The sequence below is a fragment of the Staphylococcus capitis subsp. capitis genome, assembly GCF_040739495.1.
GTDB lineage: Bacteria > Bacillota > Bacilli > Staphylococcales > Staphylococcaceae > Staphylococcus > Staphylococcus capitis.
Map to the genome: position 1 here is coordinate 503,231 of NZ_CP145263.1, position 12,220 is coordinate 515,450.

A 12,220-nucleotide genomic window follows, 5' to 3' on the forward strand; every position below is an offset into this window, starting at 1 on the left:
GATGAAAGCAATGGAAAAGGTGAAAGTTACAACATTAGATGCGTTAACACCACTTATAGGTAAAAAAGTCATTGTAGATAATAAAGAAATTGGAATATTTCTTACTGAAAAGGGAGATGTTTACGCTGTAAGTAATATCTGTCCGCATAAAAAAGGTCCATTGTCTGAAGGGACTGTAAGTGGAAATTATGTTTACTGTCCTTTACATGACCAAAAAATAGATTTGTTATCTGGAAAAGTACAAGAGCCAGATTCAGGTTGTGTCCAAACCTATACTGTTGAGGTTATCGATAATGAGGTTTATATATGTCTTTAAAATCAATGGGAAAGGTATATTTAATTGGGGCAGGACCTGGTAACCCTAATTTATTAACTAAAAAAGCAGAACGTATCATTAGAAATGCAGATGTCATTCTCTATGATCGTTTAGTCAATCCTCTTATTCTACAGTATTCAAGTTTTCAAACTGAACTGATTGATGTAGGGAAAAAACCTTACTGCAAACACATTCAACAAGAGGATATCAATCTAAAAATAGTTCAAATGGCTGAAAAATACCAATGTGTTGTACGCTTAAAAGGTGGAGATCCTGCTATATTTGGCAGGGTTACTGAAGAAATTAATACTTTAAAATCATATGGCATTGAACATGAAATTATACCAGGCGTGACATCAGCAAGTGCCGCAGTAGCTTCTCTCAATATAGGATTAACTATGAGAGGAATAGCGCCTAGTGTAACTTTTTCAACTGGACATTTTAAAGAGTCTACTAATAAAGATATTGATATAAGAAATTTAATGAATGGTGGAACTTTGGCCATTTACATGGGAATTAAACGACTAGGTGCAATCATCGAACAAATTAAAAATTATACTAGTGAAGATTATCCAATAGCTATCGTTTTTAATGCTACTTGCTATAATCAAAAAGTGATTACCGGGAAGTTAAGCACGATTGAACAACTATTAAATGAAGATAATTCAGAGGGACAACCGGGAATTTGTATATTAGGTCCATTAGTGAATGAAATAGATAAAATGGTACTGGATAGCACCATGGAAGATGTCAATCATATTTTGTACGTGATTAATGGAGATAAAGAGAACGCTATGTTAAAAGCTGAAGCATTGTATGAAGAAGGGAAGAATTGTTTACTCAATTTTGATAACAGTTACCACCATACTCAACAAGTATTATACAAAAATATAATAGACCAACACGATATTAGTTATATTCAAGCATAAATAGAATTAATTTTGATACTCCTCGGAAGCCTGGGGCGACAAATTGGATTCACTCGAATTCAATATTGTCGTCCCTTTTTTTAGGGATTAAAACTATTCAATTAGGTATTTCCCTAATATTAAAACTTTGTGAAAAAATGTACAATCATTGTGAACACGAATACTACGATATAAATGCGAAATGATAAAAGCATTCAAAGTGGAAGGATGTCATTAATGGGAAAATTTGGATTAAATTTCTTTAAGCCTACTGAAAAGTTTAATGGAAATTGGTCAGTTTTAGAGCAAAAGAGTAGAGAATGGGAGAAAATGTATCGTGAAAGATGGAGCCATGATAAGGTAGTTAGAACGACTCACGGCGTCAATTGTACTGGTTCATGCTCGTGGAAAGTATTTGTTAAAAATGGAGTGATTACTTGGGAAAATCAACAAACTGACTACCCAAGTTGCGGACCTGATATGCCGGAATTTGAACCTCGTGGATGTCCAAGGGGCGCTTCATTTTCATGGTATGAGTACAGTCCTCTAAGAGTAAAATATCCATACATTAGAGGGAAATTATTAGATTTATGGACTCAAGCATTAGAGGAAAATAACGGCAATCGAATCGCAGCATGGGCCTCTATAGTAGAAGATGAAAATAAAGCTAAAGCATATAAAGAAGCTCGAGGAAAAGGTGGTAATGTTAGAGCAAACTGGAGAGACGTTACAGATATTATTGCAGCACAAATTTTATATACGATTAAAAAAGATGGTCCTGACCGAATTGCAGGATTCACTCCTATACCTGCAATGTCTATGATTAGTTATGCCTCAGGAACAAGATTTATTAATCTATTGGGCGGAGAAATGCTTAGCTTCTATGACTGGTACGCTGACTTACCTCCTGCTTCACCTCAAATATGGGGAGAACAAACAGACGTACCTGAATCGAGTGATTGGTATAACACTGCTTACATTATCATGTGGGGATCCAATGTACCATTAACACGAACACCAGACGCACATTTTATGACTGAAGTAAGATATAAAGGGACTAAAGTCATTTCAGTTGCACCAGATTATGCAGAAAACGTGAAATTTGCTGACAATTGGTTAGCGCCTCATCCAGGTACAGATGCTGCAGTAGCGCAAGCTATGACGCACGTTATTTTACAGGAATTTTATGAAAATGAACCTAACGATATGTTTATCAATTATGCGAAGCAATATACTGATATGCCGTTCGTGATTATGTTAGATCAAGATGAAAATGGTTATAAAGCAGGTCGATTTTTACGAGCAAGTGATTTAGGTATTGATAGTGAGAATAGTGAATGGAAGCCAGTAATTTTTGATTGTGAAAGTCAACAATTAGTAGTACCAAATGGAACGATGGGCCAGCGTTGGGAAGAAGGTAAGAAATGGAATTTAAAATTAGAGAATGAAGATGGAACAAAAATTAATCCGGCTTTATCTATGGTTGAAGAAGATTATGAATTACAAACTATCCAGTTCCCATACTTTGATAGTAAGGGTGACGGCGTGTTTAAGAGACCTATTCCATCTCGCAAGATTAGATTGTCTAATGATCAAGAAGTATATATATCAACTGTTTATGACCTTATGGCGAGTCAATATGGTATTCAACGTTTTAACCATGAACTTGAAGCTCAATCCTATGATGACGTTAAATCCAAATATACACCAGCATGGCAAGAATCTATTACTGGTATCAATAGAGGATTAGTCATTCAAGTTGCTAAAGAATTCGCTCAAAATGCAATTGATACGGATGGACGGTCTATGATTATTATGGGCGCAGGCATTAATCATTGGTTTAATTCAGATACGATTTACCGTTCGATTTTAAATTTAGTAATACTTTGTGGATGTCAAGGAGTCAATGGAGGCGGTTGGGCACATTATGTAGGTCAAGAAAAGTGTCGACCTATTGAAGGATGGAATACTGTTGCCTTTGCTAAGGATTGGCAAGGACCGCCACGTTTACAAAATGGTACAAGTTGGTTCTATTTTGCAACAGATCAATGGAAATATGAGGAGTCAAATGTTGATCAATTTAAATCACCATTAGCTGAGAATATTAAGCATCAACATCCAGCAGATTACAATGTGACGGCTGCTCGATTAGGTTGGCTACCTTCATATCCTCAATTTAATAAAAATAGTCTGTTGTTCGGAGAAGAAGCCAAAGAGGAAGGAAACGACTCTAATGAGGCTATTCTTAAAAAAGCAATTGACTCAATAAAAAATAAAGAGACTCAATTTGCAATTGAAGATCCAGATTTAAGAAAGAACCATCCTAAAACACTATTTGTTTGGAGATCAAACTTAATATCCAGTTCCGCTAAAGGACAAGAATATTTCATGAAACATTTATTAGGCACACGGTCAGGTTTAATGGCTGAACCTAATGAAGATGATAAACCTTCAGAAATTAAATGGAGAGAAGATACTGTTGGTAAATTAGACTTATTAGTGTCATTAGATTTTAGAATGACTGCGACGCCTTTATATTCCGATATCGTTCTACCAGCTGCAACTTGGTATGAAAAACACGATTTATCTTCAACAGATATGCATCCGTTTATACATCCTTTCAATCCTGCGATAGATCCTTTATGGGAATCACGCTCAGATTGGGATATTTATAAAACTTTAAGTAAAGCAATTTCAGAAATGGCAAAGGATTATTTACCAGGAACATTCAAAGATGTTGTAACAACACCTCTAGGTCATGATTCTAAACAAGAATTAGGTTCTGAATTTGGAATTGTTAAAGATTGGTCGAAAGGTGAAATTGAAGGTATTCCAGGAAAAACAATGCCCAACTTTGCCATTGTAGAACGTGATTACACTAAAATTTACGATAAATTTGTCACGCTTGGCCCTTTACTTGAAAAAGCCAACGTAGGCGCTCATGGAGTAAGTTTCAGTGTAAAAGATGAATATGAAGAACTGAAAAGCATGCTCGGTACATGGAATGATAATGATAAAAACTCGGTAAGAAATCATCGACCTCGAATTGACACTGCACGTAAAGTCGCAGATGCAATATTAAATATTTCCTCTGCGACTAATGGGAAATTATCACAACTATCTTATGAAGATTTAGAACATCAAACTGGAATGCCATTGAAGGATATCTCTCAAGCTCGTGCTTCAGAGAAGATTTCATTTTTGAATATAACATCACAACCACGAGAAGTAATTCCAACGGCGGTATTTCCAGGTTCAAATAAAAATGGTCGAAGATACTCTCCTTTCACAACTAATATTGAGAGACTCGTACCATTTAGAACATTAACAGGTAGACAAAGCTATTATATCGATCATGAAATATTTCAACAGTTTGGAGAAAGCTTACCCGTTTATAAACCAACATTACCACCAATGGTATTTGGAACACGAGATAAGAAGGTTAAAGGTGGGAAAGATGCTTTAGTACTTAGATATTTAACCCCACATGGTAAATGGAATATTCATTCAACTTATCAGGACAATGAACGTATGCTAACGCTATTTAGAGGTGGGCCTGTAGTATGGCTATCAAACGAAGATGCAGAAGAACATGACATTAAAGACAATGATTGGTTAGAAGTGTACAACCGAAATGGTGTTGTAACCGCGAGAGCTGTAACATCACATCGTATGCCTAAAGGAACAATGTTTATGTATCATGCACAAGATAAACATATTGAAACACCTGGTTCAGAAATCACAGATACTCGTGGAGGCTCTCATAATGCACCTACTAGAATTCACCTAAAGCCTACACAATTAGTTGGAGGTTACGCTCAAATTAGTTATCACTTTAATTACTATGGTCCGATTGGAAACCAAAGAGATGTATATGTTGCGGTAAGAAAAATGAAAGAGGTGAATTGGCTTGAAGATTAAAGCGCAGATAGCAATGGTACTGAACTTAGACAAATGTATTGGATGTCATACATGTAGTGTGACATGCAAAAACACTTGGACTAACAGACCTGGTGCAGAATATATGTGGTTTAATAATGTGGAAACGAAGCCAGGTGTTGGCTATCCTAAGCGTTGGGAGGATCAAAGCCATTATAAAGGTGGTTGGGTGTTAAATAAGAAAGGTCAACTTGAATTAAAATCTGGAAATAGATGGTCAAAAATTGCTTTAGGTAAAATCTTTTACAATCCAGATATGCCTTTGATTAAAGATTATTATGAGCCTTGGACATATAATTACGAGCATTTAACTACTGCTAAGGAGGGGAAACATTCTCCTGTTGCTAAGGCACACTCTCTCATTTCAGGTGACAAGCTTGACTTAGAGTGGGGGCCTAACTGGGAAGATGATTTAGCCGGTGGACACGTTACAGGTCCTAAAGACCCTAACATTCAACAAATTGAAGAAGATATCAAATTTCAATTTGATGAAACATTTATGATGTATTTACCACGTTTGTGTGAACATTGTCTTAATCCAAGTTGTGTTGCTTCTTGTCCCTCAGGCGCAATGTATAAAAGAGATGAAGATGGGATTGTATTAGTTGACCAAGACGCTTGTCGAGGCTGGCGTTATTGTATGACAGGATGTCCTTATAAAAAAGTATATTTTAATTGGAAAACGAATAAAGCAGAAAAATGTACGTTTTGTTTTCCTAGAATCGAAACGGGCATGCCAACAGTGTGTTCTGAAACATGTACAGGTAGAATGAGATACCTAGGTGTGATGTTATATGATGCAGATCGAGTGCAAGAAGCGGCTTCTGCAACTAATGAAGAGGATTTATATGAAAAACAACTAGACTTATTTTTAGACCCATTTGATGAAGAGGTGATTGCCGAAGCCGAAAGAGAAGGTATCAGTCATGAATGGATTACTGCAGCTCAAAATTCTCCAGTGTATAAATTAGCAGTGGAATATAAGATGGCTTTTCCATTACATCCAGAATTTAGAACGATGCCGATGGTATGGTACTGTCCACCGTTAAGTCCAATTATGAGCTATTTTGAAGGGCAAAATGCTGGAAATAACTCAGATATGATATTCCCAGCAATAGAAGAGATGCGATTACCTATTGAATATTTAGCTAATTTATTAACTGCTGGTGATGTAGCACCAATAAAATTAGGGTTACAAAAAATGGCGATGATGCGAAGCTATATGAGAGCGAAAGTGACCCAACAACCATTCGATGTGTCTAAGCTTGAACGATTGAATTTAACAGAAAGTCAATTAAATGACATGTATCGTTTATTAGGAATTGCCAAATATGAAGATCGTTTTGTTGTTCCAACTTCGCACAAAGAAACATATTTAGATACCTATAGAGCACAAGGTAGTCAAGGTTATGGTGGAGAATACTTTGGTGCAAATTGTGAAGGTTGTGGTGTAGCAGTTGGCTCAGGTAAATCAGGACAAGAGATATACAATGATAACTTCTATGGAGGGATTTTCCGTGATTAATCTTCAGAAATTAGCTCAATATCAAGAAAGTTTAGGTTACTTGGGCCAACAAATTAACTTTCCAGAAAAGTTAACCTTTCACCCTAATGTGTTTCAAGAAACAATTGAAGCATCTCACCCAGCATACGAAGATTTATGTGCATTTAGAGAAATAATAATGAATTATTCTTTGTCCGAAATTAAAGCAATTTATACAGACACATTTGATTTCAGTAAAAACTATCCTCTATACATGACATATAATCGATTTGATACTCAAAAAGAACGTGGGCAAATGTTAGCTAAACTTAAAGTGTTATATGAAATGTTTGGTCTTAAAATGATAGACAATGAATTATCGGATTACTTACCATTAATGCTTCAATTTTTGCAAGTAGCTCGCTGGGAAAATGATGTTCGTGCAGAAGACAATTTAAAATTAATCATCATGATTATTGAGGATGGAACTTATGAGATGGCTAATCATCTTGCTAAAAATAACAACCCTTATGCGTATGTCATCAAAGCGTTAAGACAAACTTTAAAAGCATGTATTGTTTCTAATAAAGAGGTGGGGAATCATGCTTAATCAATTTACATGGGTCATTTATCCTTATTTATGTTTAAGTATTTTTGTTATTGGACATATTGCTCGTTATAAATATGATCAATTTTCTTGGACGGCTAAATCAAGTGAATTAATTGAAAAGAAACAGTTAAAATGGGGAAGTTTGATGTTTCATCTTGGCGTGATTCCAGTATTCTTTGGTCATGTTGTAGGTTTGTTGATTCCAGCAAATTGGCTTGAATCTATAGGTGTTAATAATCACATCTATCACATAGGAGCAGTATATATTGGTAGTATTTTTGGTATAATAACATTGTTAGGAATGATACTTCTTACTTCAAGAAGATTAACTATTAAAAATGTTAGGAAACTTAGTTCAACTTCTGATATTTTCGTTAATATTTTATTAGTGATTATATTAATTATGGGTTGTTATTCAACAATTTTCACCAACGCAGTTCAACCTGATTTTGATTATCGTCAAACTATAGCGATATGGTTTAGACATCTGTTTATGTTTACACCTAATGCTGATTTTATGATTCACGTCCCTTGGTCTTTTAAATTGCACATTTTACTAGGATTTACAATATTTGCATGTTGGCCATTTACAAGATTAGTCCACGTATGGAGTGTACCGATTTCATATATGAATAGAAGATATATTATTTATCGCAAGAATAAAGTTTGATGACGAGAGGATGGGAAAATTGAGACCAGAATCCTTATTAAACAATCAAAGTTTACAGAATAATTTAGACCGATTGAGAATAGATGGTGGTTATGATTTTGGGGGGATTGCGATGTATGAACGATCGCTTAGATCATCGCCAATCAAATGGAAATATGTTTCAGGTAATACGAATGAACGATATAAGTTAATTATATTAAGAAAAGGAAGAGGTTTAGCTGGGACTGTAATGAAAACTGGAAAACGCATGGTAATTGCTGATGTAGATACAGCACTAACTCAAGCAGAGAAAATTGCCTTTCCAATTATTTTGAATGAATCGTTAACAGCTGTTGTAGCAGTTCCACTTTGGCTTGACCATCAAATGTATGGAGTATTATTGTTAGGTCAAAGAAATCATCATCCTCTGCCACAGTCTTTAGAACAACTTGATATTCAAAGTCAAATAGGGTTTTTTACAGAAACGAATTAGGTGAATAGGATGCTAAATAAATTTGAATTAAATGTAGAAGACTTGTTGCATAAATATTATGATACTACGACTGAAAAGATTGTCTTTGTCGATCGTCTTGGTAAAATTATTGCAATGAACGGAGCTGCTAGAGATATATTATCTGAAGAAGATAATTATAAAGCAATGACGCATGCCATTTGCAATCGCTGTGAAGGATATTCCAATGAATATGATTTACAGTCATGTGAAGAATGCTTTTTAGAAGCGAATCATTTGCAGAAATCAAACTTCCAAGTATTTATGAAGACAAAGGACAATAAAATAGAACCTTATACAGCTACTTATCAAACTATTGATGATGAAAGAGGAATTAGTGCTTTTACTTTGCAAAATGTTTCTCCACAAATTGAAAGACAGGAGAAAATGTATCAACAGAAAATGCTTCACAAATCTATACAAGCTCAAGAGAATGAAAGAAAGCGCATTTCTCGTGAGTTACATGATAGCGTGATTCAAGAAATGTTAAATATTGATGTTGAACTACGACTATTAAAATACAAGTTTCAAGATGAAACAGTTGTTGAAAGTACGCAACAAATAGAAGGTTTAGTGTCGCAACTCATTGATGACATTCGTAATCTATCAGTGGAACTACGTCCTTCGTCATTAGATGATTTAGGCATAGAAGCCGCTTTTAATTCCTACTTTAAGCAATTTGAAGAAAATTATGGTATTCAAATTAATTACCATTCCAATATTAAAGGATTACGGTTTGATAATGAAGTTGAAACTGTTGTCTATCGTGTGATTCAAGAAGCGGTTCTAAATGCGTTAAAGTACGCAGAAGTAAATGAAATAGAGGTTCATATTAGTAAAAATGAACATCGCTTGTTAGCGGAAGTAGTAGATAGAGGTAAAGGTTTTAATTTGGATGACAAGCCCAGAGGATCAGGACTAGGCTTTTACGGTATGAGAGAGCGTGCGGAATTAGTAAATGGAAATATTAATATTGAATCACACCTCAATAAAGGAACCATAGTCACACTAGACATACCTATTTAAAATAGTGGGGGAATGAATGTGAAGATCGTTATAGCAGATGACCACGCTGTAGTAAGAACAGGATTTTCGATGATATTAAACTATCAAGAAGATATGGAAGTTGTCGCAACAGCAGCTGATGGTGTTGAAGCATATCAAAAGGTTTTAGAGTATAAACCAGATGTTTTAATTTTAGATTTGAGCATGCCACCTGGTGAATCAGGGTTAGTCGCTACAAGTAAAATTTCAGAAAGTTTTCCAGAAACTAAGATTCTTATTTTAACGATGTATGATGATGAGGAATACCTATTTCACGTTTTAAAAAGTGGAGCGAAAGGATATATTTTAAAAAATGCACCTGATGAGCAATTAATTTTAGCTGTAAGAACAGTATATAAAGGAGAAACATATGTAGATATGAAGATGACCACTTCTTTAGTAAATGAGTTTATTAATCAATCTCATCAGGAAGAAGTGAGTTATTCTTCAGATCCCTTTAAGATATTATCAAAAAGAGAACTTGAAATACTACCGCTTATTGCAAAAGGTTATGGTAATAAAGATATAGCTGAAAAGTTATTTGTTTCAGTGAAAACAGTTGAAGCACATAAAACACACATCATGAATAAACTCAACCTTAAGAGTAAACCTGAACTTGTTGAATATGCACTAAAAAAGAAATTACTCGAGTTTTAAAAACATATTGTTGATTAATCAAGTCCTAAAAGATGATAAGCTCATCATTTTTTAGGATTTTTTTGTGTTTTAAAATTAGCATGTATCATATGATGTTTATTTTTTAGAGTTAACTATTAATACTTTTTATAGGGAAAAAGCTGAGTATATTAAGGGTAAATCCTTATGTTCATTTTTTCACAATAAAACTAAAATAAAGTTGTAATTAGTACTATGTCTATTCCCGTATGTATTATTTATAGATTTCATTATTTTGACCTCTCTTAAAAATAGACATGGTACTAATCATTATTCTATCAACTTAATGAAGGTGAAAAAGAAATGAAAAAAGGAGTTTACCAGCTTACATTACAAACGTTTAGTTTGATAGTAGGTTTTATGGCGTGGAGTATTATATCTCCGTTAATGCCATTTATCACTCAAGATATTAAAATTTCTGCTAGTCAAATTTCTATTATTTTAGCTATACCTGTTATTTTAGGATCAGTTTTAAGAGCTCCTTTTGGGTACCTTACAAATATTATAGGTGCCAAATGGGTATTCTTTAGTAGTTTTATAGTGTTGCTATTCCCAATATTTTTCTTAGGACAAGCCCAAAGTACGACGATGCTTATAATTTGTGGCTTCTTTCTTGGAGTCGGTGGGGCGATATTCTCAGTAGGAGTAACTGCGCTACCTAAATATTTTACGAAAGATAAAGTTGGATTAGCTAACGGAATTTATGGAATGGGCAATATAGGAACAGCAATTTCATCTTTTTGTGCACCTGTTTTGGCAGGATTAATAGGGTGGCAAAATACCGTTAGAAGTTATTTAATCATTATCAGCTTGTTTGCAGTATTAATGTTCTTATTGGGAGATAATAAAGAACCTAAAGTCAAAGTACCGTTAATATCTCAAGTCAAAGTATTGGCTAAAAATTATAAATTATACTATTTGAGTTTTTGGTACTTCATAACATTTGGTGCGTTTGTGGCATTTGGATTATTCTTACCAAATTATTTAGTGCATCATTTTACTATCGATAAGGTAGATGCAGGGATTCGATCCGGTATTTTTATAGCTCTTGCAACATTTTTACGTCCACTTGGTGGCGTTTTAGGGGATAAATTTAATGCTGTGAAAGTACTCATTATAGATTTTGTAATAATGATTATTGGAGGTTTAATTTTAACTTTATTCGATGGAATCATCTATTTTACTATTGGTTGTCTAACTATAAGCGTTTTTGCAGGTATAGGTAATGGCCTCGTGTTTAAGTTAGTACCTTCTTATTTCTCGAAAGAAGCAGGCTCTGCAAATGGAATTGTTTCTATGATGGGAGGTTTGGGTGGTTTCTTCCCACCTTTAGTGATTACATTTGTCACAGGACTAACAGGTTCAAGTCATCTTGCATTTGGTTTATTAGTACTATTTGCACTTATTGCTTTAATCACAATGGTTCATTTATATAAAAAAGAGACTGTAATAGGTACAACACTCTATAGTGATTAATGATAGTTAATATGTAGATAAATAATTGTATTTAACATATTTTTGCATATTATACAGTAAAAACCCTCAACTTTTTTCAGAGTTGAGGGTCCTTTTATTATTATTGAATTGAAATTGTAGTAGCTTTGTCATCTTCATTGATTTGTTTAGGTAATGTGACATATAATACGCCATCAGTGTAATTAGCTACTATACCTTCTTTATCAATATCATCGAATTCAAAGCGTCTTTCTAATTCACCATTAGAACGTTCATTAAGTTGTGATTTATAATTTTCATTATTGATTTTTTTGTATGCTTTAATAGTTAAAATATGTTGTTCAAATTTAAGTGAAATATCTTCTTTGCTTAAACCAGGAAGTTCAGCTTCTAATACATAAGCATCATTTTTATCATAAATATTAGTAGGAAATGCTCTTGATGAAAATTGATTGTATACTTGTTTCCCTAAGTCTTTAAATAATTCGCTAGGATCATTTTTGAAGAAATTATTATTGAAAAAATCATTATTATTCATTAGAATTCACTCCTTAAAGTGTTAAATGAGTAGTTAGAATATATTAGAATAATTTTTCAACTACATTATATTAAGAGAGCGAAAAGAGGTAA

General features: G+C 33.9%; 11 protein-coding genes. 10 read left to right on the top strand and 1 reads right to left on the bottom strand.

From position 1 onward, the window contains the following. Position 1: 1 nt before the first annotated feature. The 10 genes from nirD to V6C74_RS02480 all read left to right on the top strand — a co-directional run bounded on the left by nirD (position 2) and on the right by V6C74_RS02480 (position 11,611). Positions 2-316 (top strand): nitrite reductase small subunit NirD, encoded by a 315-nt coding sequence (nirD, locus tag V6C74_RS02435; RefSeq protein WP_002432729.1) that lies wholly within the window; start codon positions 2-4, stop codon positions 314-316. After that, positions 307-1,245, top strand: a complete 939-nt coding sequence (gene cobA / locus V6C74_RS02440; RefSeq protein WP_002453917.1) for a uroporphyrinogen-III C-methyltransferase — start codon at positions 307-309, stop codon at positions 1,243-1,245. Before nirD ends, cobA begins: the two co-directional genes overlap by 10 nt. 216 nt (positions 1,246-1,461) lie before the next feature. Continuing rightward, the gene (locus V6C74_RS02445; protein ID WP_002453916.1) at positions 1,462-5,145 is read left to right on the top strand and encodes a nitrate reductase subunit alpha; all 3,684 of its coding nucleotides are present in this window, start codon (positions 1,462-1,464) and stop codon (positions 5,143-5,145) included. Beyond that, a complete protein-coding gene (gene narH / locus V6C74_RS02450; RefSeq protein ID WP_016898602.1) occupies positions 5,135-6,688 on the top strand; it encodes a nitrate reductase subunit beta in 1,554 nt (517 codons plus the stop codon). The genes V6C74_RS02445 and narH overlap by 11 nt, the downstream gene beginning before the upstream one ends. Further along, positions 6,666-7,256, top strand: coding sequence for a nitrate reductase molybdenum cofactor assembly chaperone (gene narJ / locus V6C74_RS02455; protein ID WP_161799210.1), 591 nt, complete (start codon positions 6,666-6,668; stop codon positions 7,254-7,256). The genes narH and narJ overlap by 23 nt, the downstream gene beginning before the upstream one ends. Continuing rightward, entirely contained in the window at positions 7,249-7,926 is a 678-nt protein-coding gene (narI, locus tag V6C74_RS02460; RefSeq protein WP_002453913.1) for a respiratory nitrate reductase subunit gamma, read from the top strand. The genes narJ and narI overlap by 8 nt, the downstream gene beginning before the upstream one ends. Before the next feature lie 19 nt (positions 7,927-7,945). Then, complete coding sequence (gene nreA / locus V6C74_RS02465) at positions 7,946-8,398, top strand: nitrate respiration regulation accessory nitrate sensor NreA (RefSeq protein WP_002453912.1); 453 nt, start codon at positions 7,946-7,948, stop codon at positions 8,396-8,398. 9 nt (positions 8,399-8,407) lie between these two features. After that, positions 8,408-9,442, top strand: a complete 1,035-nt coding sequence (locus V6C74_RS02470) for a sensor histidine kinase (protein ID WP_002453911.1) — start codon at positions 8,408-8,410, stop codon at positions 9,440-9,442. Positions 9,443-9,460: 18 nt separating this feature from the next. Next, a complete protein-coding gene (gene nreC / locus V6C74_RS02475; RefSeq protein ID WP_002432902.1) occupies positions 9,461-10,117 on the top strand; it encodes a nitrate respiration regulation response regulator NreC in 657 nt (218 codons plus the stop codon). 321 nt (positions 10,118-10,438) lie between these two features. Continuing rightward, positions 10,439-11,611, top strand: a complete 1,173-nt coding sequence (locus V6C74_RS02480; protein WP_103175487.1) for a NarK/NasA family nitrate transporter — start codon at positions 10,439-10,441, stop codon at positions 11,609-11,611. A 100-nt stretch (positions 11,612-11,711) separates the two neighbouring features. On the opposite strand, the gene V6C74_RS02485 is transcribed toward V6C74_RS02480, so the two are convergent. Beyond that, positions 11,712-12,128 (bottom strand): Hsp20/alpha crystallin family protein, encoded by a 417-nt coding sequence (locus V6C74_RS02485; RefSeq protein WP_002432517.1) that lies wholly within the window; start codon positions 12,126-12,128, stop codon positions 11,712-11,714. Between the last annotated feature and the right edge of the window lie 92 nt (positions 12,129-12,220).